The sequence below is a fragment of the Silvanigrella aquatica genome, assembly GCF_001907975.1.
GTDB lineage: Bacteria > Bdellovibrionota_B > Oligoflexia > Silvanigrellales > Silvanigrellaceae > Silvanigrella > Silvanigrella aquatica.
The window spans coordinates 3,072,679-3,099,595 of the sequence record NZ_CP017834.1 but is presented as its reverse complement, the minus strand read 5'-3'; the positions used below and the strand labels follow the sequence as shown (position 1 = coordinate 3,099,595).

Sequence of the window (26,917 nt, the reverse complement as noted above, 5' to 3'; positions counted from 1 at the left end):
AAATTTTTTTAAAACTGTAATTTAATAATAATCTTTTGTTTAAAAATAAATTTATTTATTTTTTTCGCCAAACTGTAAGTTCTGCTATGCCTAATTGATATTCCCTTGATGTCTCCTGAATAATATAGGGGATATCACTTGGTGGCTGAACTTCTGTAAATTCTTTAGATAAAATATTTTTTAAAGCATCATAACTTGTAATGATGCTGCCTTGAGGTGTAATTCCGCCAAGCCAATTTTTTTTATCTGTATATTTTTCCATCCAAGTATAAGGCGAGCTGAGTATAAAAACTCCATCTGAATTCATTCTCTGGCTTATTCCCTTCAAAAATAAGGCCGGTTCTTTTAAGCGATCTAAAAGATTAGCGGCTAATATGAGGTCATAATTTGAAAATGATTGTTCAAGATAGCAGGCATCACTTTTGTTAAAAAGTATATTTTTGATTTTTGTAGTATCAGAAATAAACGATTTAATATTCACATTTTTGTATTCAGAAATTTCTCCTTCAATCAGATTTGTATAATAAACAGCTTCATTAGATTGTATTTTTTTAGCAGTTTGAATAAATTGATTTGAATAATCTAAGGCATCTGTGTGTTCAAAGTATTGAGAAAGTTCAAAGCTTGCACGTCCAACAGAGCAACCAATATCTAACGCTTTTTTAAATTTACTAGAATGTCTTATAGCAATGTCTGTGAGTGCTTTTAAATAATTTGGAACATCAAAAAATGATTTACCATAATGAAAATTTAAATACATATTTAGCATTTCATCTGTTTCATAAGGATTTTTATTTTGACTATTAATAATAATATTTTTTTCCATTTTAACATTTGGAATTATTTTTTTTGAGTGTAGTGATTTATTATCTTTTGCATAAGAGCTTATATTGGTCATGTTATCCTCATGTTAAATAATTATTAAATTTAAAAAAACAAATCATTTGTCTTTATTTCATAATTATTATATTTTGTCAAACTTATAAATAAAATGTATAAATATTTTTTCAACTATCAGATGCTCAATTAAGGAGATTTTATGAAAATACTCATTATAAAATATGTGCTGAGATTCCTATTAGCTTACCAATTTTGTATAACTATAAATACATTTGCGAAAGAAGAAATATCATATATGCGAAAAGAAAATATTCCTTACAAGTATGTCCCGTGGTGGAAGTTTCCAACTGAGGCAAAAATTTATTCAAGTATTGTCATAAATAATGATGGATCTATGTACTTTGGTTCCTATGATCAAAATTTATATCACATTTCAAATAATGGGAAATTAATATGGAAGTTTAAAACTAATGGAGAAATATATTCATCACCTGTCATCGATAAAAAAGGAATTATATATGTTGGATCGACTGATCATAATTTATATGCTATTAATTCTGATGGTACATTAAAATGGATCTTTGAAACAGGCGATGAAATTTATTCGAGTCCAATTATAGATAAAAAAGGAATTATTTATGTTGGTTCTAATGATGCAAAAATTTATGCTATAAATCCAAATGGGACTAAAAAATGGGAATTTAAAACAGGTGGAGCAATATTTTCTGCAAGTCCTGCAATCGATAGCAAAGGAAATATTTATATTGGCTCCAATGATAACAATTTGTATTAAAGTGATTCCTTTTAGTGGACAATATGCTATGAACTTAGGCGTTCATATAGAAGGGTTGTCCCATGGTAAAGAAGAAATCAGTTAAAAGTCAATATTCTCTTGAGTTTAAAAACCAAGTCCTTGAAGTCTTAGAAAATAGCCCTAAAAGCATGGCTCAGATAGCTAGGGAGTTTGAGGTTTCCTACCCCACTCTGAATAGCTGGAAGCGTTCTATTGGCGAAAAGGAAAATTCAAATATAAAGAAAAACTCTGACGAATTGAAAAAGCTAAAGCGAGAATACGAGCTTTTAAAAAAGGAAAATGAAATCCTAAAAAAGGCGGCAAGCTTCTTTGCAAAGCAACTCGATTAAAATACGAGTTTATATTGCTAGAGAAGCTTAATTATCCTATTCTTTTACTTTGCAAAGTAATGTGCGTTTCTAAAAGTGGATTTTATAAATGGCTTGAGTGTAAAGATAAAAATCATCAATTTGAGTTTAGCCTTGAAGAAGAAATAAAAAAAATACATACTTCTTCAAGGGGTACATATGGAAGACGGCGAATTTTATCAACACTTAAAAAGTCATTTATTAAAGTTGGAAAAAAACGAATATCCAAGATTATGAAGAAACTAAATCTGAATGGGGTCGGCAAACCTAAATTTAAAACAACAACAAAGGTTGATAGGCAAGCGATACATTTTCCGAATTTAATTTCAGGGGATTTTACTTCCTATAAGCCCAACGAACTTTGGACCAGCGATATTACTTATATTCCAACGAAAGAGGGCTGGGTTTATTTGTGCATAATATTGGATACTTTTTCAAGAGCAATAATTGGTTGGAGCATGCAAGATAATCTAAAAAGAGAAATTGTTTTGAATTCACTAAACATGGCATACAAAAAAAGATCTCATTTTCCAAATGGAATAATTTTTCATAGTGACAAAGGATCACAATATTCAAGTAAAGAAGTTAGAAAATATTTAAAATTAAATCATTTTCATCAAAGCATGAGCAATAGCTGCTATGAGAATTCTATTACAGAAACATTTTTTTCCACTCTAAAAAAAGAATTGGTACATCGATGCAATTTTCTTACTAGAAAAGAAGCAAAATCTTCGATTATAGAATATATTGAGGTGTTTTATAATCGAATTCGTGCGCACTCTGCCCTTGATTATCTTGCACCATTAGAGTATGAAAAAAATTATGAAATTTAACCGTCCACTTTTCGGGGATCACACCATATTCTATAACGTCTGATGGTGAAAAAAGATGGAGTTTTATAACAGAAGGAATGGTTTATTCAAAACCAGCATTTGCGAATGATGACACAATTTACTTTGGTTCTTATGATAATAAAATTTATGCCCTCAATTATGAGGGAACAAAAAAATGGGAATATGCAACAGGAAGAATGATTTATTCTAGTCCTACAGTAGCAAATGATGGTACAATATATATAGGTTCATATGATCATAAACTCTATGCTATGAATCCTGATGGAACTAAAAAATGGGAATTTGAAACCGGTGGGACTGTCTATTCTCAACCAAAAATTGATAATAAAGGAAATATATTTATAGGTTCATTTGATTATCATATCTATAAAATATCATCTGAAGGCGAGCTTGCTTGGAAATATCGATTGGCAGGGCCAATTTATTCAAATATTTTATTAGATTTTAGAGATTTAATATATGTGAGCTGCTTTGATCACAAAATATATGCCTTTAATAAAAAGTTAGAATTACTTCCTTTGCAATAATTAATTATTAGGAAAAAATTTCTCTCTGTCAAACTTTTATAAATAAAATATATTCATAAAAAACCGATAATTTAAAAAATAATAATATTTTAATATTTTTCTTATAATTTATTGAAGGATATAAAAACTACTAAAAATATTTTTTAGGATATGAATGAGCTTAATTAAAATGCAAATATCTCATATTTATCTATAAAAATAGTAACTCGTTTTAGTCGTACGTATTGAAAAATAATTGAGGAATTTATATGATGAAATTTATAAAAAATATTTATATAATTTTTATATTAATTATAATTTGTAGTTGTGGTAATAACAACATTATAGATGATTTAAAAATGAACAAAATAACTCATATTAATAAAAACTCAGCTTCGCAAAATTCAAAAAATTTATTCAAAGAACAATGGTATATAAAAAACGAAGGTTATTATTCATATTCAGATATAAATCCAAAAATAGGAATCGATATAAATATTCCTGCGTCATGCAAGCTAACGGGAAATGATGTCAAAGTTATGATAATTGATAGTGGTATTGATTTTTTACATCCTGATTTAAAAGAAAATATGTTACAAAATTCATCACTAAATTTTGTAAAGTCAAACAAAATAGCTTTAAAAGAGGGTAATTATTATTTAGAAAAAGGTGAAAGTAGTCATGGTACAAATGTTGCTGGAATGATTGGGGCAAAAAAAAATATTTATAATCAATTTCAGGGTATCGCTCCCAATGTTAAACTTTCTTCATCAAATATGGGATCCGATTTTATAAATGGAACTGTAATCTCATTATTTGATATGTATATGAAAAGTTATCAAGTCGCATTTAAAAAAAATATTAAAATTATTAATGATGTTCTTGTTTATGATTGGTCTAATTTTACTTTATTTAATGAGGATAAAAATTATAAAAAATTGATGGAATATATTCAAAAAAATCAAAATGCAAAAGATTCTGATCTCAATATTGTCAGAGGAGCTGGTAATTTTACATGCAATCTTTTATATCCAAAATTAATTTTAGATAAACAGAAATTGACTAAATTTTCACAGTTATATTTAATTGATTTAAATGAATCAAATTTGTATCAACTTAGTCATTTTGATAAAGAGCTTTTATCTTCTGTACGGCCTCATTTATCTAGCTTAATGCGAGATGTTTCAGAGCCTAATGAAATTGTTGTTGCCTCATTAAGTTCACAAGGCATTATTGATGACAGTTCAAGCCTTGGTTCGAATATTTGGATAACAGGTATTGGAGGAGAAAAAAGCAGTACAAGAAAAAATGATGGAATTTTAGTCAAATCACCTGATTTAAATCGTCAACTACCAAAGATATTAACGACAAATATTTCAGGATTTTTAGCTGAAGATGCAAGAAATGATTTTGATAAAGGTAAACTTCCTGAAAATGAAAATTTACTTTATACCTCTTCTTTTTATGGAACTTCTGCTGCGGCTCCTACGGTCAGTGGAATTATTGCATTGCTATTAGAAGCAAATCCTAAGTTAAAGTGGCGTGATGTTAAACATATTCTTGCCTTAAGTGCAAATCGTGAAAAACTTATAAGTGATCCTAAACCGAGTTGTATTAAAATTTTAGAAAAATTGGGAAAATTTCATTCGAAGCTAAAAGAGCCATGGGATTTGGAGTGGGTGGAAAATGCGGCTCATTTTAGCTTTCATAATTTTTATGGATTTGGATTAATTGATGCCACAAAAGCGCTTAAAGAAGTAAGTATGTATGAGTTTCCTTTTAAAAATAAGCCGCTAAAGGAGTATATTTATAAATCAGGTCTTTTGAATTTGGCAGTATTACGATCGGGTGAAAGCTTGAAACATAAAATTTCCATTGATAAAGACTTAATAATTGAAGCAATTAAAGTAACTCCTTATATATCAGCAGTTCAAGCCGATGGGTTATCAATTGAATTGATTTCACCGCGCAATACACGGAGTATTGTTTTATACCCTGGAAATTCTTTTATTAATGCTGATTTTAAAAGCAATACCTTTTATTCTATTCCCTACCCTTTGAGTGATTATAAAAAATATCAAGATAGTTATATAGGAGCTTATTTAAGCAATGCTTTTTATTGGGAGCACTCAAATGGAGACTGGTCTCTTAAGGTTACAAATACAAATAAATCTAGCAATGTTGAATTAAATGCTTGGAAAATTAATATTATCGGGCACAAACCCTAGAGTCAAATTTTTGTTATAAAATTAATATAATTTAATAAAAATCCGAAATACTTCTGAGCCTTAATTTTAATTGATACCAAATTTATTAAAAATGAAATTGGAGTCTGATTTGAATAAAAAATCTCTCGCTTTAGTTATTTTAATATTTGGAATAATTTTTGTTATTATTTATGAATTTAATAAACATAATGATTTTCCTGAAAGTAATGAGCTAAGTCAGATTAAAAGCAAAGAATCTGGCATAAATAAAAATTTGATAATTAATAATAAAGAGACAAAAATTGATAATAATGATAAAAAATATGAAGATAATATTAAGGATATGATAGATTTATATAATAAAAAAAATCCAAATATTATAAATTCAAAACATAGATATAATGAAACAGAATTTAAAAATTATTTAAAATACAACTCTCATGATCGCGTGCCTGCAGTAGGAAATTGGTCTTTTAGTTATGGTGTTATTGCTGTTGATAAAAAAAATAATAAAGCGTCTCAATCAGATATTCTTTGGGAAGATAACAATTTTTATTATTATGACACTCACTCTATTAATGATGCAGGGTCATATAAAAATTATAACCCAGATTATTCTTTAGTTGCCATTGATCCTCATACAGCAACAGTTGGAGTTGTAAATGGATATATGATCATTCAGTTAAATCATCAATTGCAAGATGTTAAGCATTTTGAAAGTCAATATCATATTAAATTTTTTTCGTCTTATCCAGAAAAAAATATAATTGTGGTAAGAGCTAATGCCAAATCTAATATATTGCAATCAGTCAACGATCTGAAATCTAATCCAAATATAAAATCTGTAAATTTAGAAGTTATTAATTATTTTCCCAAAGCTGAGTGATATTTCATGAGGGTTTATATGCAGCGAAAGTTTATATTTTTATACTTTTTTTTATTTCAATTTATAACAGGCTGTGGTGAAAAAAAATTACCTTCTCTTGCAGGAGATCAAGTAAATAAAGAAGAGAATTATATGCGCTCTGGTTCATGCAATGTAAGGGAAAAGTCGGTATCAACAAAAAATCTTTTTAAAGAAGAATGGTTTATAAAAAATAGTGGTTCTTATTCCTATTCAAAACTCCAACCAATGCCTGGAATAGATTTAAATATCCCATTGGGAAAATATGATGGAACTGGAGTAAATGTCTTGGTATCAGATACGGGAGTTGATTTATACCATCAAGATTTAGAACCCAATGTGTTACCTAATTCCAGTATTAATATTATGAATTATTTAACTTTAAAGACTTTAGAAAATAAACCTGATATTGGAGTGGGTGAAGAAAGCCATGGAACCAGTGTTGCTGGAATTATAGGTGCTACTGAAAACAGAGTAAATAAATTTAGAGGTATTGCGCCAAAAGTAAAAATAGCTTCAGCAAATATCATTTCAGATTTAGCAAGAAAGAAGAATTCAACTTCAACTTATGCTTTAGAGCAAGAAATATATAATTTAGCCGCAAGAAAATCGATTCAAATTATAAATGAAAGTTTTGGAAATGGTGCTTTTACATTTAGTTTTTTTGATGAGTGGGCTGCAGCGGGGTTTTCTGACGATATTGTCAAAAATAGTCAAAAAAATAACAACTCTGGTTTTGTTGTTGTCAGGTCCGCAGGAAATTATACATGTGATCTCCAATACGCTAAAAAAATTGCTGAAAAGAGAGGTATAAAAGAAGATCCATTTATGAAACTTTATTTAGCATATATTAATGCGGCTTCTTTTTCTTCATTAAGCGTAAATCAAAGAGAAGCCTTGAATGCCTTAAGACCTCACTTATCTATGATGGATGCTCGTAAAGAATATCCTTATGTGATTACTGTAGCTGCTGTTAGTGCAAATGGTTCTGCTGCAAATTATTCAAGCTTGGGCTCAAATATTTGGATTTCTGGTATTGGTGGAGGTGAAAGTTCGACATCTAAAAATGATAATATTTTTAAGTTTTCTTCGGAAGATTATGGTTCTAGTGCAAAGATTTTAACAACAAATATTTCATGTCAAAAAAGGTCAAAAATTATAAGTAATTTTGATGAAGGAAATCTTTCCGAAAATAAAAATTATAATTATACTTCTGAATTTGATGGAACTTCTGCTGCAGCACCTTCAATTAGTGGTGTAATTGCTTTAATGCTCCATGCTAATTCACATTTGAGTTTAAGAGATATTAAATATATTTTAGCTAAAACAGCGAATAAAGATAAATTAGTTCCTAATCCTAAGCCAAGCTGTATTAAAATTTTAGAAAGAGTGGGTAATTTAAATTCTAGTTTTGCTTCTAAATGGGATTTAGAGTGGACAACAAATGCAGCTGGGTTTAATTTTCATAACTTTTATGGTTTTGGTTTAGCTGATGCAGAAAAAGCAATTAATTTGGTACATAATTTTAAATCACCTTATGCTAATAAATCTTCTAAGGAGAAATCAGATAAGTCCATAGAGTTATCTGCGCCAATTGTTTCTGGTACATCAATAGAAAATATTATAAATTTTACTAATGATATTGTTATTGAATCAGTTCAAATAACTCCTTATATAAATACAACAAAATCAGATGGTCTTTCAATTGAGCTATATTCTCCTAGCAATACGAGAAGTGTTATTTTATATCCAGGAAATTCACTTATTGAATTGAATCCCGATGAAAAATCAGTTCAAAATTATCCATATCCAGTAAATGACTTTAAAAAAAATAGCGATAAATATGCAGGAACTTATTTAACCAATGCTTTTTTTGAAGAAAATGCAAAAGGCAATTGGAAAATTGTGGTTTCTAATTATAATTCAAAAGAGACTGTTGATCTCAAAGGTTGGAAAATAAATATTATTGGACATGATCCTTAATTTTATATTGAGCCAATTTTAAAATAGTCTATAAAAAAAGTTTTTTTAAATTGAATTATGGTATCAATTTCAGGAACAATACCTTTTTTAAAATTAATGTAATGTAAATATTTTGAAATTGCAGAAATATATTTTTTATCGAGATTGTTTTTTTCTACTTCTTTAATTATTTCTTTAGTATTAACTTGAAATGTAATTTTTTTAGAGTATATATCGATATATTTATATAATGTTTCAATCAATAAACTATCTTTTATGAATAGAGATAAATTTATTAAAACGCCATATGGGATATTTTTTGTAATTGAGTTAATTGTTTGTAATTGTTCGAAGAATATAAAGTCGAGAAGTTCCACTTCAATATTTTTAGACATATTATTTTTTAATTTAATGCAATTCATAAAAATTGTGCAGATTTTTTTGTCTTCAGTGCATAAAGGCCATTTTTCAAGGGTTTTTTCAAAATTATCAGTTTTATTTAAGTCAATTGTGTGTTTGAATAAAAAATATTTTAAAAAATTAAAAAAGGGATATTGTGTGTCAATTTTGATTTTGCTAACATAATGTTTGTTGTGTAAAATGGAGTCATCAGTAATATGTTTCATTTTTATTTTATCAGATAGCATTTCATTGAGATCAAGTATTGAGTTTAAATATTCAGCAAAATAATAAAAGCGTCCTAATTTTATTTTTTGAAATTCTAATAATATTCTTTCTTTGCTGAGCTGATGAATTCCCTCAGCATACTTTTTTGCCGCAGATAGACTTTCTTTTTCAATGTTAAAATTAAGATTTGCCGCAAAACGCGCCATTCTTAATATTCTGAGTGCGTCTTCATTTAATCTGTCTTCTGCTTGTCCTACGCAACGAATTATTTTGTTTTTGAGATCGGTAAATCCTTTTTGGGGATCTCGAATTTCATTTTTAATAGGATCAAAATAGAGGCAATTAATAGTAAAATCTCTTCTTTTTGAATCATCTTCAAAAGTGCCTTTTGAAATACTTTCGGGTCTTCTTTTATCTAAATATTTTCCTTCTTTTCTATAACTAGTGACCTCAAATGACAAATTATTTAATGTAACTAAACAGACTCCAAATGCTTCACCGACAAATTTTGAATTTTGGAATATTCTGCATATTTCTTCAGGAGAAGCAGAAGTGGCGATATCAAGATCCTTTGGAATGGCATTGGGCTTGAGCAGGAGATCGCGGACAGCCCCCCCTACCAGATAGGCTTCATATTGGTTTTTTTTAAGAATGCTGCATATTTGTCTTGCAGTGTTGTATAGTTTTGAGTTTCTTACCTTAGAATAAGGGGAAAAAACCTTATTTTTAAAAAGCGCTTTATGTTTCACAAATTTTCCGTTATGCAAGTTGATTGGCTATGATGCCTTCTTTTTGCCTCTTTTTCGCCTAGTGATATTTTTAAGGATCATGGCATCTTGAAAAGCTTCTAGCATATTTTACAAGACAGAAACAGGATCACTCTATAATGACTCTAAGAACCTATACGCGATTGGTAGCCCTTGTCGGTCGCCCCAATGTCGGAAAAAGCTCGTTGTTTAACCGTATTATCCGCGAACGCAAAAGCCTTGTGCACAATGAACCCGGGGTCACACGTGATCGCATTTTTGGGCGCGCAGAGCATGAGGGTGAAGCCTTTTATATCTGTGATACAGGTGGTTTTGAGCCCACATCAAAGGATAACATAAAAATACAATTGGTTGAGCAAGCTGAAATTGCTATTGAAGAAGCTGAAACCGTTATTTTTGTTGTTGATGGGCGTGAAGGCATTCACCCTGTCGATAGTGAACTTATCCGTCGTCTTAGAAAATCTGAAAAGAACTTTATTGTTTGTGTGAATAAGTGCGATCTTCCCAAAGATGATATTTTTATTGAAGAATTTAGAAAATTAGGTGTTCCCGGTATTTATCCTGTGAGTGCTGAGCATAACAGAGGGATTGGCAACTTACTTGATGCGGCCACAGCCATATTTGCTCATGGGCCTCAAGAGAAAAAAGAAGATCCTGAAAACCCACCTATTAAATTATCGATCATAGGTCGTCCTAATGTGGGCAAGTCATCGATTTTAAACAGATTGGTTGGTGAAACACGCTCTATTGTAGACGCGCGGCCGGGTACGACAAGGGATACGGTTGACGCCGGAATCAAATACCATGGTCGTGAATTAAGAGTGATAGATACAGCTGGAATCCGTCGTAAAAGTCGTATGGCAGATAAGTTAGAACGTTTTTCTGCATTTAGAAGTGTTGCTTGTCTAGAAGACGCAGATATTTCCATATTAGTTATCAATGCGGAAGATGGCGCTACGGACGGTGATGCCCGCGTTGCAGGATATGCCTTTGAGATGCGTAAACCTATTTTAATTGTTGTCAATAAATGGGATTTAATTGAAAATAAAACCTCTAAAACAGTTAATGAATTTACGGAAAAACTTCATTTAGATTTAAGATATTTGCGTTATGCGCCCGTTGTTTTTGTAAGTGCACTTGAAAATTTAAGAGTGAGTAAGCTTATTCCCATGTGTATTGATCTTTATGATCAAAGCAAGAGAAGAAATTCTACATCTCAAGTAAACAATGTTTTAAAAGAAGTTCTTTTAAAACATACACCTCCTATGTTGAAAAATAAATCAAAGAGAATTAAATTCTTTTATGCGACTCAAGTTGGAGTTTTACCTCCTCGCTTTGTTATATTTTGTTCACATCCTCAGGATCTCCATTTTAGTTATAAAAGATTTGTTGAAAATGCTTTCCGTGAAGCTTTTAACTATAAAGATATTCCTATTTCAATTGTATTTCGTGAACGATCTCGTTCTCCATTAGATGAAAATGGAGAAAGAACAAAAAATACGAAAGCAGCTCGTTTTCAAAAAGATAGAAATTACGATGATGATATTCGCTCTATGAACTTTGATGATATGAAGGCCTTAGATGGTTCTGAAATCGAATTTGTCGATGATGAGTCTGAGGAATAAAAGTAAAATGTCTGACATATCAAATAATTTAAAAAACTATGAAGGACGTTGGAAGCACTTATATAAATTGTGGCGTTCTTCTCTTGTACAGGAATCTCTTCCGCAAATGGATAGATGGCTTGCTCAAGAATTTGCAAAAAGCTCTAAATATGGCAGTCGTGATAGACGCTGGTATAGCGAAGGAATTTTTGCAGGAATACGATATGGATATTTCGCCGTTTTTTGTGAAGAATTTTTTAAATACAGCCTGATTAATAATGATTATAATAAAATTGAATTTCAAGGTTTTATACAAAATTTTAAAAAAAAATATTCAAATTCAAATGAAATTTTAAGTTCATTTCGTGATATGTCTGAGGAAAGATTTTTTACTTGGATTCGCTTAAGATATTTGAATTTAAATTATAAATTTTCTGAAAATATTTCCTTTGAATTTAAAGAAAATAATTTTATAGATGAAAAAAATATTTTTGATTATATTAATCATAATCTTAAAGAAAATGATTCGCTTTTAGCGAAAATGATTATGCAAAGTATTCCTCTTTGGTTTTCAGAATATATTGAAAAAAGAATTTTGGTATCTAATTGGGATGAAAATCAAATAGAACAATTTTTTATCTTACTTGAATCGCGTCCTCCCATGTGGCTTCGCTTAAATGATGCAAAATATTTAAAAGATATTCTGACTGAACTTGAAAATAATGGATATAAAGCAGAAATTTTTGATGAGAATACTTTAAAAGTCATTGAAGGAAAAGGTGGTATTTTTGCTTTAAATACTTTTCGCTCAGGGTATTTTGAAATTCAAGATTTGGCAAGTCAGCAAATTGGGCAACACGTTGAAGCAAAAATGGGGCAATTTGTTTGGGACTCCTGTGCCGGAGGCGGTGGGAAAACGCAACAAATAGCAAGTTATTTGAAGAATAAAGGCGTTATTTATGCCTCAGACATTCGTGAATATAAATTAGAAGAGCTTAAAAAGAGATCTAAAAAAAGTGGTTTTTTTAATATTCGTTGTGTTTCTTGGAATGGAGAGGGATTACCAAAATTTCAAAGAGAAATTGAAAATAATAAAGGATTTGATTGGGTATTAATTGATGCTCCTTGTTCTTCTTCGGGAACATGGCGCCGTAATCCAGATTCAAAATATAGGGCAACAAAAGAAAACTTAAAGAGTTTATGTGATTTGCAATTGAAAATATTACAGACGGCAAGTTGTGCTGTGCGTCCACTTGGAAATTTAGTTTATTCAACTTGCAGTTGGATTTATGATGAGAATGAAAATATTATTGAACAATTTTTAAGCCATAATTCTAATTTCACTCTTGAGAAACAGGTTGTAGTTGGCTCACCTCTCCAAAATGCAGATACCATGTTTGTAGCGGTATTGAAAAAAATTTCTGATTAAAAATATTTCAAATAAAATTAATCGCATAGTTTATCTAATAAATGTCTCAGTCCAAATGCACCTGCAGAAAGATTAGCTAATTGCCATGTATCTCCGACATAAACTCCCAAATCAATACTTGAAACTGTGCCATCAATATTTGTTTTTAAAGCGGTATACGATGCTGCTGAGGCATCTAAGGGGCTATTATTTTTCTCATACGGTCCTCGCTTTGCTTCTTCAATCATGGCAAAAATATTTCCACTAATTGCAATTCTTTTGTTGTGTTTTATTTTTGCTTCTCCTGCTCCATAGGTGATGACGACCCAATTAGGATAGATATTGCACTCATGGGAAGTATTATAGCCTGGTGCAACATAGCCTGAATATTGTTTTTTCGAGAGTAGAGGCTGGTTAACTATGGGTGTTGCCATAGCATTTAAAGAAACAAAGAACGACGCTCCAATTAACAGCACTTTTATCATAAAATACTCCGTATTTAATTTTAGCGAAAGTTTTAATAGCAGGCGATATCAATTAACTTAACTACATGAAAACAAAAGAATTAGCAAGTCCGTTAGATAAAAAATTGAAAATAATTAACAAATTGTATATTTTACTTTTTTATTATCATTATAAGGGGATTTTATGAAATATCATTTGCTTAAGTTGAATTTAATATTTTTATTTTTGCACTTTTTCAATTTTGCAAATGCAAAACAAATGATAAATAATCATGAAATTAGATTTTGTAAGCCTTATTATATAAAACATATTTATTCATACAATATTGATTATGGCTTCATACTTACATATCACTTAATTAAATATTATAATAATAAATTGGATAGCTATTTGAGTTTTGGAGCAGAATATGGCAACTGGCTGGCTCCTATAGATGCTATTGTTTATCAAAGTTATTTTTACTTTTATCCGGTTTCAGATAAAATTAAATGTGATGAACCTGTTTTAAATAACTTATTTTATGTTAAATACAATAATAAAAATATTTTAGTTTATGATTTTTTCGACTGGATTTATAGGGGATTGGAAAATAGTTCAAATAAAATAGTAGCACTATATTTAGAAAAATCAGAATTAAATCAAAATCATTATTATTTTAAATCATTTTCAAAAACATATATTGCAGTAAGTAAAAATAGATATTTAGGGGCTTATTCTGATGGCTCTAGAGCGGAGTTTTTAGTAACTCCTATTATTAATTTTAATTGATAATTTTTTTCTATTGATGGCCAGACCTGAACATATTTTGGCAATTACTTTCAATTTTTCTATTTGTAATATTTATTTTTGATCTAAAACTAGCTTCACTGCCGTTTCTTTCCGTAAAAACCGCTTTTGCGAGTTTTATTTTTAAGTGTTCCATATTAAAACATTTTAATAAATTTGTATTTTGATTATTGCTTTGAATCTCGATTTCTCTAATGCGAGTCAATAAATTTATTAAAGTAATATCATAATAATCTATTATATTATATTGACTTGGGCTAGTTGTTCGAAGTGAATAACATAATTGCGTTAATCTATCAGGCGTATAATTATTTATTCTAATGGCATTTAATCTTTGATGTTCTCCTATACTTTGCTCTCTACATTCATTTTCAATTGATAAATTTAAATTTTGTGAAAAGGCGTTTCCAAAATTTAAAAGGACTAGCGAAGTTATACAAGACTTTATTATTTTATTCATATTTTACCTTTCATAAAGAAATAAATTGAACACAAGTCATGTCTAATTGTACTTTTTACTTGTTATGTCAAACAATGTAGATTACCAAAAATATTTATTTTATAATTTATGCTTTTTTTATTGCATAAATTATCTTAGATAATATTCATTATTATTGAATATTTATTATTATAAGTATGTTTATAATGAAAAAAATAAATATTAATTGGTAATCAATATTAACTTACCAATTAATATTTATTTTTATACTAAGTCTTTTAAAGTATTCATAAAATGAATTATTTCAGATTTTATTCATTATATGGGAAAATTTAATGAGATGCAATTTTAAGGCTTCTATTGTTAATTTTATTATTTCTGGTAATCTATTATAAACAGTATCTATTTAATAAAACATATTATTTTTTAATTAGCGAGATTATTATTAGAAAAAATTATTATTTTTATAGATAGAGAATGGAATTTCTTTAATATGCTTTATACTTCTTATCGCATTATCATGCCGCCATCAACAGATAGAGTTTGTCCTGTAATGTAGCTTGATGAAGAGCTTGCTAAAAATACAACCGCTTTGGCAATTTCAATGGGTTCACCTACTTTATCGGCTGGAATTTTTTCAATAATCTTCTTAAGCACTTCTTCATTAAGAGCATCCGTCATATCTGTCGAAATATAGCCTGGTGCAATAGCATTTATTTGAACATTTCTTCCTGCAAGCTCCAGTGCCAGAGATTTTGTGAGTCCAATTAAGCCTGCTTTACTTGCAGAGTAAGCCGATTGTCCTGCATTTCCCATTAATCCCACTACGGAAGATATATTGATAATTTTACCTGCACGTTTGCGCATCATACCCATAGCAACAGCGCGCGCGCAGTTAAAGGCTCCTTTTAAATTTGTATCTAAAGTCGTATCCCATTCTTCTTCTTTAAATTTTACAAATAGATTATCTTTAGAGACACCCGCATTATTGACAAGAATGTCAATGCCGCCATGCTCTTTTTCGAGAACTTTGATACTTTCTTGCACAAGATTAAAGTCGGAAACATCAAACTTGACGCATGTTGCCATGCCCCCATTTTGCATAATTTCAGATACGGTTGCTTCTGCTGCTTGGGAATTGCCTGCATAATTCACAATGACTTTGGCGCCAAGAGCTCCTAAAGCCACCGCGATAGCTCTGCCAATGCCGCGGGAGCCGCCCGTCACAAGTGCAACTTTTCCATTTAATAGGCTGGATGCGTAAATATTGCGTATAATTTGAGCAATATTTGTGTTTTCATTTTCTTTTTTTGCAATATTTTCCATGTAATCCTCTATTAAATCAATGATTAAGCTAATAAAATACACTTTGAGACGCTAGCACGAAATTTTTTTTACGTAAATATGCTTTGAAGCCTTGTCATTCTCAAACACATGCTATATGTAATGTTTCGTGCTCATGTGGCGGAATAGGTAGACGCACAGGACTTAAAATCCTGTATTCGCAAGGGTGTACCAGTTCGATTCTGGTCATGAGCACCATTCCTTTTTTAGTATCTTTATCTTCCGTAAAATACAATCAATCCACGTAAATTGACTTTTCTTTTTTCTAGAATAAGATCGAATTGCTTTTTGTTCTAAATTCAATTTATTTCGGAGGAATCATGAAAAATAAGTATTTTGTGGCTTCACTCGTATTAGGAATGCTTTTACCTGTAGCTCTTGCAGGAGCAAAATCTTCTGAGCCTATGGACGAGGGGCAAATGATGGCGGCATATATGCCTCATCCCCCCGAAAAGCAATTTGAGAAATTAGGGTTAAATCCAGAGCAAAAAGAAAAAATAAAAAAGATAATTGAAGATAATAGCTCCGAAATGAAGAAAATGCATAAGGATATTTCGGAAAAAATGAAAGCTTTCCGTGAAGCCTATTCGGATAATAAAAAAACTGATGAAGATTTAAAAATTATCCACTCTGAAATTGAAAAGAATCATGGGGAAATTATTGCGCAACATTTTAATATGATGTTAAAAATAAGACCTATATTAAATGAAGAACAGCGCAAAAAATTCTTTGAAAATATGAAAAAAGGTATGAAAAACCATAAACACGAGAAAAATAAAGAAGAGTAAAAGTTCAAAATAAAAGAGAATTAAATGTTTCGGAAAAATAAAATTATTATTTTAGTTGTTGTCTTATTAGGGTGTATATTTGTAGGCGTTTACTCTATTTATAAGTGGGATAAGAGCAAGTATGAACCAAAACTTTGGATTGGCATGTTCGATTACAGACTTAATTTTAGAGATGTTGGACAAAGTTTAAACCAATGCTTAAATAAAGAAGTATTTAATACAGGACTTATGTATCGTTCTAATAAATATTTTTCAGGTTGGAGCTGTGATAAAATTCAAAACCCTCAAAAAATTTATTCCCTAAATTTTAGTCCTTGGGATCCTCACTCTTATTATTGTGAAAAACCAGATGGCACACGTATGTATGGCTATCATCCTAATACAACTTTTGAAATATCAGACATTGAAAAATTAGAAAATTGGAAAAGACCCGAGTTTAAACAGTCCATGTGCGTCTTTTTTAAAAATACAATTCAAGATCTTATTGAAAAAAACTCTTTTTTATTTCACTGTGATGTGGGTCGTGATCGTACAGGCACTTTTGCGGCTATGATGTCTCTGATTATGTTAGAGCAAAAGAAGTTATCCAATGCTGAAATGATTAATGCTATAGAATGTGATTATGAAAAAACCAGCGCATTGGAAAAACATAAAATAGGGCGCATGAAAAACTTTATGGAAGAAATGCAATCCCATGGTGGAATTTCTAAGTTTATTGAAGGGGAATGTCATATTCCATTTGAAACACTTTCTTTAGCAGCAAGCCAGTTCATTAAATAAGTCAATAAATACCAAAAATCCCACTTCTTTCAGATGATGATCCTGTGAGCCAAATAAGAGAATTTTCAGGGAAAGACATAAACATCTCCATTTAGTTGAAATTTATTTGCATTACCATTACCATGCCTTAGACTAAGTCTAAATTGGAGGAGAGTTCCTGCTATCTTCTCTAGAAAAGTTTTTCAATCATAATGAATTGGAGTTCGAAATGGAAAAAGTGGTAATTATCGGTTCCGGTCCGTCCGGCTTAACTTCAGCAATTTATTGTGCCAGAGCGGCACTATCTCCTGTTGTTATATGCGGAATGCAGCCTGGGGGGCAGCTTACCACGACAAGTGTTATAGAAAACTGGCCAGGTTTTATTGATGGAATTGATGGTAATAAATTAATGAGTGATATGCGCCAACAAGCTGAAAAAGTAGGTGCAAAAATGCTTAATGGCTCTGTTTCTAAAGTAGAAAAAACAAACCATGGTACTTTTATTATTAAAAGAGATTATGAAGAAGACATTGAAACAAAAGTACTTATTATTGCCACAGGAGCATCGGCAATCACGTTACCTTTACCAAATAAAGATAAGCTTATGGGATATGGTTTATCGACGTGTGCAGTCTGTGACGGCTTTTTTTATCGTAATAAAAAAGTAGCTGTTGTGGGTGGTGGTGACAGCGCTATGGAAGAGGCAACTTATCTTTCAAAATTAGCCAATGAAGTTGTTTTAATACACAGAAATGATAAATTCCGTGCTAGCAAAGCTATGCAAGAGCGCGTTATTGCAAATCCTAAAATTAAAATAATTTATAATACGGCAGTTATTGATACATTAGCTGACGATAAGGGGTTAACAGGAATTATTGTGAAAGACAGTTCTGGAAAAACAGATAACATCCATGTTGACGGATTATTTATGGCTATAGGTCATCACCCCAATACTGATTTTGTAAAAGGGTTGGTTGAAATGGATGAAAAAGGATATTTGTTGACGCATAATGGAACACATACCAATATTCCGGGAATTTTTGCAGCAGGAGATGTTGAAGATAAACTTTATCGTCAGGCAATTACAGCTGCTGGAAGAGGATGTCAAGCCGCTCTTCAAGCAGAAAAATACATTGAGGGTATGGAACATTAATTTATTTTGATAAATTAAATTAATGTTTCATTAAATATTTAAATAATTTATTAATTCACCATCCTAAAAAAAATGTAAAATGAATTGATGCCTCATTTTTTTTATAATATATTCTAGCAAACATTAAAATTTACATATCAAAAATTAATTTAATTTTGTTGTGAATAAATAAAAATAAAAATGGAGTATTTTATGAACGCTCAAATTTTTGAGAATTATGAATCTATATTGTCAGATAAATACAAAGAATTACAAAAAAATAGCAAGTATATGATTGGATATCCAGTAAACGAAAAGTTTAATTATTCAATATTAAATAAATTTTTTGAACTTTCATTGAATAATGCAGGAGATCCTTTTAATAATTCGAATTATAAATTAAATACCCATGAATTTGAATCAGAAGTAGTCAGTTTTATTGCTAATCTATATTACAAGAATGAAAACTTTTGGGGATATATTACAAATGGAGGAACCGAAGGAAATTTATTTGGCCTTCATGTAGGAAGATTATGTTATCCTGATGGTATTGTTTATTATAGTGAGCATAGTCATTATAGTATTCCAAAGGCAGTTTCAATAACGCGAAGTCAATTTGAGTCTATCCCTGTATTAGAAAATGGTGAATTAAATTATAATATTTTAGAAGAAAAAATTCATTCTCATTCTAAAAAACCAGTTATTATTATGGCAAATTTAGGCACTACAATGACAGGTGCTATTGATAATTTAGAAAAAATTAAGTGTATTTTAGAAAGAAATAGAGTTAGCAAATACTATATTCATTGTGATGCTGCTTTTCATGGTCTTATATTGCCTTTCTGTGAAATGGATAAACCAATTAAATTAGATGAAATTCATAGTATTTCTATAAGTGGTCATAAATTTATTGGTTCTCCTATACCATGCGGCGTTTTTTTAACCCATCAATCTATAATGAACGATATTAAAAATTTTATAGAGTATATTAAAAGTAGTGATTCTACCTTAACGGGATCTAGAAATGCTATTACACCTTTAATTTTATGGTGTGCTATTCAGCAACATAGCCATTTAAAATTGAAACATATTGTTGAAGAATCTTTAGAAAAAGCGAAATATACAAGAGATAAAATGGTGAATAATGGAATTAATGCTTGGATTAATCAATATTCTCCAATTGTTGTTTTTCCTAGGCCGAAAGATGATGTTATTAAAAAATGGACATTGGCACCTTATAATGAAATTGCTCATATGATCACGCTACCACATGTAAGTTATAAAGTAATTGATAATTTTATAGAGGATTTATTGTTATGAAGAAAATATTATTATTTATGTATTTTTTAATTGTGCACATAACATTGCCTTTAGTTTAATTAATATATACCACTTTGTATTTTAAAAATCAACAATATTAATGATTTAAATAAGAAAATCCCTATAAATTGTGTAAACTTTAAAAATTTATATTTTTATTTGTAATAGACTCTTACGTGAGTTGATGTTGGTAAATTCAGGTTCAATAGATAGTATGATATATTCATGATGAATCAAACAAATTTTGATAGGACTGTTCTTGTGAATGGTATTCTTTATTTTTAACTTTTGATTAAATTTTAAGACAATAAAAATTCTGAGATAAATATTTTTTTTTCCATTTGCTAAATACATTTCACCAAATTTATAAATGTTTTGAATTTGCCTTTGTTTTAGATATTTTTTAATACCGACTTCGTTAAATAGCTCTAAAAATGATTTTTTTGAATGAATAATATTTGTTTTTATTTCAGCAATACAGTATTTTTTAATTCCTTCCCCGGACTTAAAAAAATATACGCGATCAATTTCTCCTTTATGAATTCTCAAGTTTTTCTCCTTAGGGTGCCAGTTGTTTTGTTGCATCCAGAGGTCAACCCTTTCTTCACCCCAGCTGCCGAGTTTTTTTTTGTATGCAGTATCCATTTGAAAGTTTTCCTCATTTTGGATATGAATTTGCCATAATAAAGGACAGGTTCCTGGTTTTTGAGGGATAACCAGTATTTAAACAGGTCTCTAAAAATTTGATTTGATTTTATACGAATTACGTTATACCCAATCTGATTATTGTTTTGCCTATTTTGTGGGTTGCCCCTTATGGGTCAAAAGATTAAAAATGCACTCGATCGAAAATTTTGGAGATATCTTGTATCTTGCTAATGATACTAATAAAATAAGTGATCCTAGACTCCTTACTAAGCAACTTCATACGCAAATTCTGCAAGGTTTAAGAAAAGCTCTTGCTGATCTCAAAGAAGTGGGCGTGGAAAATCCTGGGATTTTAAAAATGCGTGTTCGTAATTGGCTCTTTCTTTATGAAGAAGGTGAGCCCGTTGTTGATATCATTTTGGATAAGGGCTACTCTTTGGCTGATGTAGATGCCCGTATTGTTCCCCGTCAGGCGGAAACAACTCTTACTTTTGATGAATGTACTGAATTTCACAAGTATCTGCTTTCAACGACAGCCCTTGATATCTTTGAGGATGAAGTCAATATCCGTGTGGGCTCTCCTGGTTCTGAACCCACTCTTTATGATTGGGAAGACTATGAAGCTTCTGTTGGAGATGTGCTTAAGGTAGAAACTTGGGAAAGAGTTGAGGGAAGAAGCAAATTTACTATGGTTTTAGCTGAAATTTGTGGTAATAAAGAGCCTAAAGTCATTGTGCTTGCGGAAGGTGCTCATCGGTTTGAAATTCCTTTAGAGGAAATTAAAGCTGCTTTTGTGCTCCCTTTTCATTCTTTGTCCAAGTCAGTAAAAATGGCAAAAGATGCGGCAAGACAAAAAGCGCGAAATGGTGCGTTTAAAAAATCAAAATAGTATGAGCCTTTTTCTATGGGGTTTATTGAATTCTTGACTTGTTTTCTGAGGTGCATTGAATGCAAATAGATTTGAAGCGTGTTATTGAAACTGTTGGTAAAGAAAAAAATATTGATCGTCAACTTCTTATTGGCGCATTAAGGGAAGCGGTACTTACTGCGGCGCGCAAGCATTTTGGTGATTGCGTATTTGAAACGCGCTTCAATGAAGAAACCGAAGAAATTGAACTTATTCGCTATAGAACAGTTGTGGCTGATGAAGAACTTGCAAACATAAGCAAGCAAATTCCCGCATCAGAAGCTCTTGCTATGGATGATTCCTTGCAAGTTGGTGACGAAATTGGAGAGCCTCTTCCGACCGATCAATTGGGTCGTATTGCCGCACAAGCTGCAAAACAAGCTATTGTTCAAAAAGTGATGGAAGCGGAAAAGGAAAAAGTTGTTCGCGAATTTCGCGATAAAAAGCATCAAACTGTGACAGGTCAAGTACGCCGTTTTGATAAGGCAGATATCATTGTTGATCTCGGTCCTACGGAAGGTGTTTTACCTGTTCGCGAGCAAATTCCAGGCGAAAAATACAAAATTAGAGACAAAGTCATCGCCTTTGTTGTCGATGTCAAAAAATCAACGCGAGGCCCTCAGGTTATGTTGAGCCGCGCTCACCCTGAACTCCTCATTCGCTTATTTGAGCAAGAAGTAACTGAAATTTCTGAAGGAATTGTGGTTATTCAAAGTGCTGCTCGCGACCCTGGAAGCCGTTCGAAAATTGCGGTTTATAGCACAGAGCCTTCTATCGATCCCGTAGGGGCGTGTGTTGGTATTAAAGGCGCGCGCGTTCAAGCTATTGTTCAAGAGCTTCGTGGTGAAAAAATTGATATCATCCCATACGATCGCGATCCAGCTCGTTTTGTTTGTAATGCTTTGGCTCCTTCTGAGCCCTCTAAAGTGATTGTGAATGAACGTCTTCATATTATGGAAGTTGTTGTGCCCGATGAACATCTTTCCCTTGCTATTGGTAAAAGAGGGCAAAATGTGCGTCTTGCAGCACAGCTAACAGGTTGGAAAGTGGACATTCGCTCTGAATCCAAAATGCGTGAGCTTGTTCAAGAATATAAAAATGTGATTGCGCAAATTCCAGCATTAGGCGAAATGCGTGCTGAAATTTTAGTAAATGAAGGCTATAAGGATCCTGCGGATATTTCACGCATGGATCATCGCACTTTAGTAAAACTTCTTCGTTTAACTCCTGAAGAAGCAGATCAAGTATTGCAAGGAGCGGCTGAACTTGCGGCGGCTCAAGCATCACAAAATCCTGATGCCAATGCAGACGAAGATTTAGAAGAGTTTCACTTAGGTGAGCCTATTATTGATGAAGAAACCTCAGAGTCTGAAGAAGCGGAAGCTGCTATTGATGATATTGTTGCTAAAACACGTCCTCAACCCCTTCTTGACCCTGATAGAGTCGATGTAAAAACAGTGCCTGTTGAAAGACTGCGTTACTGGATGCAGTTAAAAGGTGTCGCAGAACAAATTGCGGCCGTAATTCATACCGCTGGATTTGCAGACTTCAACTCTGTTGCAAGCTCAAATGCAGATGAAATTGCTTATAAAACAGGATTACCTGTTAAACTTTCTGGAAAGTTACATGCTGAGACTGCCAAGATTATTGGAAACTGAAACTGAAAATCAAATATTGTTCCATACCATGGAAAAGTCTTTCCAGGTTTTTTCTCCTGAAGGTACTGTAAAAGTTCCTTGTGTTGAATTGAGTGAGAATTTGATTCAAGCACTTGCCTTTGCACGCCGCTGCGGTACTCTCCGTGGTGGTTTGGAAAGCATTGAAACTTTATTGCAAACAGAAGAAGCGGGACTGGCTTCCTTGCGTTCCAAGCAAAAGTCGAAAGATCCCCATCGTATTTCGAGAGTGCTGATTTTTTCAAATGATGGAAGCGATCGGTTTTATCGCCACTGTGAAGCTGTACTTCTTAAATATGGAAGCAGAGTTTTCGGTATAAAAATCAACGCTGATTCTAATTTGCTTGGAAAATCCTTCTTTGGCAAAGAAAAAGCTGTTAAAGCTATGCTTGTCAGCCGCAAGGATGCAGTTATTAAAGTATTGTCCGCTATTATGTCTAATTCGTAGAGATAATTGCAAGTTTAATTTTTGTTACTATACCATGCTTGCTGGCATGAATATAATTGGGAGCCGCATTTGATGAGTCGCATTAGAGTACTTGATTTGGCTAAAGAGTTGGGAATTGAGACCAAGGCAGCCATTATTAAGCTCCAAGAACTCGGGATCCAGGTAAAAAATCACTTTAATGCAATCTCTGAAACAGAGGCTGCAAAGCTGCGCGCTTTCCATAGATCAGGAAAAAATCCTGAGAAGGAAGCAGCGCAAAAAGCAGCAGCTAGTAAACTGATTATTCGTAGAAAAGTTGAAGCACCTTCGGAATCTCAAGAGGAAAGTGGTTCAAAAGCTAATGATAATATTCATGTAAGCGAACAGGCAGCGCAAAAATCAGGAGTGAAAGCTCCTTCTCTTGTTAAAAAAGCTGTCAAGATGCACGATGAAGAATCGGCTCTTGCGCAAACACATTCAAATAAAGGGACAGAGCCTCACTTTGAAGAAGAGAATCTTTCTGAAAAGGCAAAGGCAGACTCCATAGAACAAAAACAAGTCTTTAAAACCCCTGCATCTGCAGGAAATCAATCAACAACCCCTGATTATCGAGAGACAAAAGCTGTTTCCGCTCATATTCAAGAAGCAAGTACCAGTAGTAGAGCTGATGGCGCCTCCCATGTTGCGCCAAAGGGTTCCGAAGTAGGTGCATCAGCTATGCGCTCTCAAGAGAGTGACGAGATCAATACCGTGCAAACCACCAATTCCCCAAGTTCTGCTAATTCCGCTCAAGTTGTTCGTTCCGCTCCTGTGACCGGTGCAAATCAAAATAACCGCTCTGCGACATCTCAGGTAAAAAGCGAAGGAGGAGCTGTTATTGTAAGAAAAGCAGAGCCTATTCCTTCTGCAACTGTGACGACAAAGCCACAAAGCTATACAACAGCAAGTTTTAACGCGCAAAATGCATACCGTAGAGATGACAATAATTATGTGCCCAGAGGCGGTGCTGGAGGAAGAGATTCTTCTGGAAGACCCCAGGGAGCTGGAATGGGAGGATCCCGCGATTCTCGTCCGCAAGGCGTTGGAAGAGATTTCCAAGGGCGCCCTGCAGGGGGAGCTCCGGGAGCAAATGGCCGTCCTCAAGGCGGTGGCTTTGGCGGTAATCGTGATTCTGCTGGTGGACAAGCGTCTTTCCGTACGGCGGGTGGTGGCCTTGGTGCTCCTCGTTCTGCTGGTTCAGGTGAAAGAGGAGGTTTTGCGCCTCGTCCGGGTGGTTCCGCTCCCGCAGCGCGTCCTTTTGCAATAGGTGGTGATGTCGCTACGACAACACCGGCGAAAGACGTTCCTTCTCGTTTGAAAGATCGTGAAAAAGATAAAGATAGAGAAAAAAGAAGGATTGGTGAAGAAGAAGATGCACGTCGTTTGCGCTCAAAAAATGCGCGTAGGCTAGAAGAAACCGATGAGGAAATCGATCTTTATGCTGACCCTGAAGGCGGCGATGAACAAATTGCTGTTGTTCGCACGATGATTCCAAATCGTAAAAAGACATCGCAATCTTTCAAGAAAAAAGAAGTGAAAAAGGCGGAAATTGCGAATCCGACGAAAGCTTCTAAGAAAATTATTCGCGTAGATGAGTCAATTACAGTAAACGATCTTGCGGGCGAATTAAGTCAAAAAGCAAGTGCTGTCATTAAAGTGCTCATGAAGCTTGGTATGTCTGCTACAATTAATCAACAACTTGATCTTGATACAGCTACATTTGTGGCTCAAGAATTCGGGTTTGAAATTCAAAGTTCAAGTGTTTCTATTGGTGATATTTTATCACGTAAAACGACTAAAAATGACGACAGCAATGCTTCTGCGAGACCACCTATTATTACAATTATGGGTCACGTGGATCATGGTAAAACCTCTCTTCTCGATGCCATTCGTTCTGCGAACGTAGCAGCAAAAGAAGCGGGTGGTATTACACAGCACATTGGTGCGTACCAAATTGATTACAAGGGTCAAAAACTGACTTTCCTTGATACTCCTGGTCACGAAGCCTTTACATCAATGCGTGCACGTGGAGCACAAGTAACAGATATCGTTGTTCTTGTTGTGGCCGCGGACGATGGTGTGATGCCTCAAACAATTGAAGCTATTGCCCACGCTAAAGCGGCGGGTGTGCCTATTATTGTTGCTATTAATAAAATTGATAAACCTGGTGCAAATCTCGATCGCATCAATAGAGAGCTTTCTGAACAAGGCGTCCTCCCTGAAGAATGGGGTGGTGATGCCATGTTTATGCAAGTCTCTGCAAAGACTCATCAAGGCCTTAATGAGCTTATAGAAGCTATTTTGCTTCAAGCAGAAGTGCTCGACCTCAAAGCTCCTAAAGAAACACTTGCTGAAGGAATTGTAATTGAAGCAAAACTCGACAAAGCAAGGGGTCCTGTTGCCACTGTTATTGTGACAAAGGGATGCTTAAAACAACAAGACTTTATTGTTGTAGGCACTTCCATGGGGCGCGTCCGTGCTATGAATGATGCACATGGACAAAAAATTGTAAACGCAGATCCTTCCACTCCTGTTGAAATTATCGGTTTAAGTGATGTTCCTGCGGCGGGTGATCAATTCAACTGTGTTGTGAATGATGCCATTGCTAAGGAAGCTGTTGCTTACCGTATTGAAAAGCAACGCCAAAAAGATTTGGCAAGTCAACGTTCTTCCTCTATGGATGAATTAATGGCTTTAATGGCGGGTTCTGAAGACAAGGCGCAAGAAGTTGCTCTTATTATTAAAGCGGATACTCATGGTTCTGCGGAAGCCATTCGTGCCTCAATTCAAAAACTCGATACTGCTAAAGTAAAGACAAAAATATTGCACTCAGCTGTCGGTGGAATTACAGAAACAGATGTTATTTTAGCAAAAGCATCTAATGCTTTAATTGTTGGATTTAATGTTCGCCCCGATCGCGTTGCGGCACAAGTTGCAGAACAAAGTAACATCAAAATAGAATGCTTTAGTATTATTTATGAACTTATTGAGGCTGTTCAATCCGCAATGGTTGGTACTTTAGCGCCTATTAAGCTTGATAAAGTGATTGGTCATGCGGAAGTACGTAACACATTCTCTGTTCCAAAAGTGGGTGTTATTGCGGGTAGCATGATTTCTGATGGTAAAATTGTACGTAACTCTCATGTACGTATTGTACGTGATGGTGTTGTGATTTATACAGGTCGTATTGGTTCTCTGAAACGCTTTAAAGATGATGCAAAAGAAGTCTCACAAGGCTTTGAATGCGGTATTGGCGTCGAGAATTATAATGATATTAAGGTAGGCGATATCCTCGAAGCCTTTATTATTGAAGAAATGGCGGCAACGCTGAACTAAGGGTAAGGGTT

At 32.8% G+C, this 26,917-nt stretch carries 24 protein-coding genes and 1 tRNA gene; 19 read left to right on the top strand and 6 right to left on the bottom strand.

What is annotated here, in order from left to right; all coding sequences use genetic code 11:
* Window positions 1–55 precede the first annotated feature (55 nt).
* Window positions 56–898: a putative 4-mercaptohistidine N1-methyltransferase gene (locus AXG55_RS13230; RefSeq protein WP_148698576.1), complete on the bottom strand. Its 843-nt coding sequence runs from the start codon at window positions 896–898 to the stop codon at window positions 56–58.
* Between the two features lie 141 nt (window positions 899–1,039).
* Between AXG55_RS13230 and AXG55_RS13225 the strand changes: the two genes are divergently transcribed.
* The 7 genes from AXG55_RS13225 (at window position 1,040) to AXG55_RS13195 (ending at window position 8,455) form a co-directional block, all read left to right on the top strand.
* Window positions 1,040–1,633, top strand: coding sequence for an outer membrane protein assembly factor BamB (locus AXG55_RS13225; RefSeq protein WP_148698575.1), 594 nt, complete (start codon window positions 1,040–1,042; stop codon window positions 1,631–1,633).
* A 62-nt stretch (window positions 1,634–1,695) separates the two neighbouring features.
* Complete coding sequence (locus AXG55_RS13220; RefSeq protein ID WP_148696238.1) at window positions 1,696–1,983, top strand: transposase; 288 nt, start codon at window positions 1,696–1,698, stop codon at window positions 1,981–1,983.
* 14 nt (window positions 1,984–1,997) lie between these two features.
* On the top strand, window positions 1,998–2,834 hold the full coding sequence (locus AXG55_RS13215; RefSeq protein ID WP_148696237.1) for an IS3 family transposase: 837 nt from the start codon (window positions 1,998–2,000) through the stop codon (window positions 2,832–2,834).
* Window positions 2,835–2,851: 17 nt separating this feature from the next.
* Complete coding sequence (locus AXG55_RS13210; protein WP_336469963.1) at window positions 2,852–3,382, top strand: PQQ-binding-like beta-propeller repeat protein; 531 nt, start codon at window positions 2,852–2,854, stop codon at window positions 3,380–3,382.
* 248 nt (window positions 3,383–3,630) lie between these two features.
* Entirely contained in the window at window positions 3,631–5,589 is a 1,959-nt protein-coding gene (locus tag AXG55_RS13205) for a S8 family serine peptidase (protein ID WP_148698573.1), read from the top strand.
* Between the two features lie 109 nt (window positions 5,590–5,698).
* Complete coding sequence (locus AXG55_RS13200) at window positions 5,699–6,454, top strand: hypothetical protein (protein ID WP_148698572.1); 756 nt, start codon at window positions 5,699–5,701, stop codon at window positions 6,452–6,454.
* An 18-nt stretch (window positions 6,455–6,472) separates the two neighbouring features.
* Window positions 6,473–8,455 carry a S8 family serine peptidase gene (locus AXG55_RS13195; protein WP_233231226.1) on the top strand — a complete coding sequence of 661 codons (1,983 nt, stop codon included), beginning with the start codon at window positions 6,473–6,475 and terminating at the stop codon, window positions 8,453–8,455.
* A gap of 2 nt (window positions 8,456–8,457) precedes the next feature.
* Here AXG55_RS13195 and AXG55_RS13190 read toward each other — a convergent pair whose 3' ends face one another.
* Complete coding sequence (locus AXG55_RS13190) at window positions 8,458–9,810, bottom strand: CCA tRNA nucleotidyltransferase (protein ID WP_148698570.1); 1,353 nt, start codon at window positions 9,808–9,810, stop codon at window positions 8,458–8,460.
* Between the two features lie 137 nt (window positions 9,811–9,947).
* On the opposite strand from AXG55_RS13190, the gene der reads away from it, so the two are divergent.
* Both der and AXG55_RS13180 read left to right on the top strand, forming a co-directional pair.
* Window positions 9,948–11,453, top strand: coding sequence for a ribosome biogenesis GTPase Der (gene der, locus AXG55_RS13185; protein ID WP_148698569.1), 1,506 nt, complete (start codon window positions 9,948–9,950; stop codon window positions 11,451–11,453).
* Window positions 11,454–11,460: 7 nt separating this feature from the next.
* Window positions 11,461–12,861, top strand: a complete 1,401-nt coding sequence (locus AXG55_RS13180) for an RsmB/NOP family class I SAM-dependent RNA methyltransferase (protein WP_233231225.1) — start codon at window positions 11,461–11,463, stop codon at window positions 12,859–12,861.
* Window positions 12,862–12,878: 17 nt separating this feature from the next.
* Here AXG55_RS13180 and AXG55_RS13175 read toward each other — a convergent pair whose 3' ends face one another.
* Window positions 12,879–13,325 (bottom strand): hypothetical protein, encoded by a 447-nt coding sequence (locus tag AXG55_RS13175; protein WP_148698567.1) that lies wholly within the window; start codon window positions 13,323–13,325, stop codon window positions 12,879–12,881.
* 163 nt (window positions 13,326–13,488) lie between these two features.
* Between AXG55_RS13175 and AXG55_RS13170 the strand changes: the two genes are divergently transcribed.
* A complete protein-coding gene (locus AXG55_RS13170; protein WP_148698566.1) occupies window positions 13,489–14,073 on the top strand; it encodes a hypothetical protein in 585 nt (194 codons plus the stop codon).
* A gap of 10 nt (window positions 14,074–14,083) precedes the next feature.
* Here the strand turns inward: AXG55_RS13170 and AXG55_RS13165 are convergent, their stop codons facing one another.
* The gene (locus tag AXG55_RS13165) at window positions 14,084–14,551 is read right to left on the bottom strand and encodes a hypothetical protein (RefSeq protein ID WP_148698565.1); all 468 of its coding nucleotides are present in this window, start codon (window positions 14,549–14,551) and stop codon (window positions 14,084–14,086) included.
* A 486-nt stretch (window positions 14,552–15,037) separates the two neighbouring features.
* Window positions 15,038–15,856 carry a 3-oxoacyl-[acyl-carrier-protein] reductase gene (gene fabG, locus AXG55_RS13160; RefSeq protein WP_148698564.1) on the bottom strand — a complete coding sequence of 273 codons (819 nt, stop codon included), beginning with the start codon at window positions 15,854–15,856 and terminating at the stop codon, window positions 15,038–15,040.
* A 129-nt stretch (window positions 15,857–15,985) separates the two neighbouring features.
* On the opposite strand from fabG, the gene AXG55_RS13155 reads away from it, so the two are divergent.
* From AXG55_RS13155 to AXG55_RS13135, 5 genes are all read left to right on the top strand, one after another.
* Window positions 15,986–16,072: transfer RNA gene (locus tag AXG55_RS13155), tRNA-Leu, on the top strand.
* A 122-nt stretch (window positions 16,073–16,194) separates the two neighbouring features.
* Window positions 16,195–16,662: a Spy/CpxP family protein refolding chaperone gene (locus AXG55_RS13150; RefSeq protein WP_148698563.1), complete on the top strand. Its 468-nt coding sequence runs from the start codon at window positions 16,195–16,197 to the stop codon at window positions 16,660–16,662.
* A 24-nt stretch (window positions 16,663–16,686) separates the two neighbouring features.
* Entirely contained in the window at window positions 16,687–17,442 is a 756-nt protein-coding gene (locus AXG55_RS13145; protein WP_148698562.1) for a tyrosine-protein phosphatase, read from the top strand.
* 208 nt (window positions 17,443–17,650) lie between these two features.
* Window positions 17,651–18,574 carry a thioredoxin-disulfide reductase gene (gene trxB, locus AXG55_RS13140; protein ID WP_148698561.1) on the top strand — a complete coding sequence of 308 codons (924 nt, stop codon included), beginning with the start codon at window positions 17,651–17,653 and terminating at the stop codon, window positions 18,572–18,574.
* Window positions 18,575–18,766: 192 nt separating this feature from the next.
* Window positions 18,767–19,873, top strand: a complete 1,107-nt coding sequence (locus AXG55_RS13135) for a histidine decarboxylase (protein ID WP_233231224.1) — start codon at window positions 18,767–18,769, stop codon at window positions 19,871–19,873.
* A 147-nt stretch (window positions 19,874–20,020) separates the two neighbouring features.
* Here AXG55_RS13135 and AXG55_RS13130 read toward each other — a convergent pair whose 3' ends face one another.
* Entirely contained in the window at window positions 20,021–20,518 is a 498-nt protein-coding gene (locus AXG55_RS13130; protein WP_148698559.1) for a YraN family protein, read from the bottom strand.
* 220 nt (window positions 20,519–20,738) lie between these two features.
* Here AXG55_RS13130 and AXG55_RS13125 point away from each other — a divergent pair, with 220 nt between their 5' ends.
* From AXG55_RS13125 to infB, 4 genes are all read left to right on the top strand, one after another.
* Entirely contained in the window at window positions 20,739–21,410 is a 672-nt protein-coding gene (locus tag AXG55_RS13125) for an LSm family protein (RefSeq protein WP_233231223.1), read from the top strand.
* Window positions 21,411–21,469: 59 nt separating this feature from the next.
* Window positions 21,470–23,086, top strand: a complete 1,617-nt coding sequence (nusA, locus tag AXG55_RS13120; protein WP_148698557.1) for a transcription termination factor NusA — start codon at window positions 21,470–21,472, stop codon at window positions 23,084–23,086.
* On the top strand, window positions 23,055–23,552 hold the full coding sequence (locus tag AXG55_RS13115; protein WP_148698556.1) for a hypothetical protein: 498 nt from the start codon (window positions 23,055–23,057) through the stop codon (window positions 23,550–23,552). Before nusA ends, AXG55_RS13115 begins: the two co-directional genes overlap by 32 nt.
* 72 nt (window positions 23,553–23,624) lie before the next feature.
* Window positions 23,625–26,906, top strand: coding sequence for a translation initiation factor IF-2 (gene infB / locus AXG55_RS13110; RefSeq protein WP_148698555.1), 3,282 nt, complete (start codon window positions 23,625–23,627; stop codon window positions 26,904–26,906).
* The last annotated feature ends 11 nt before the right edge of the window (window positions 26,907–26,917 follow it).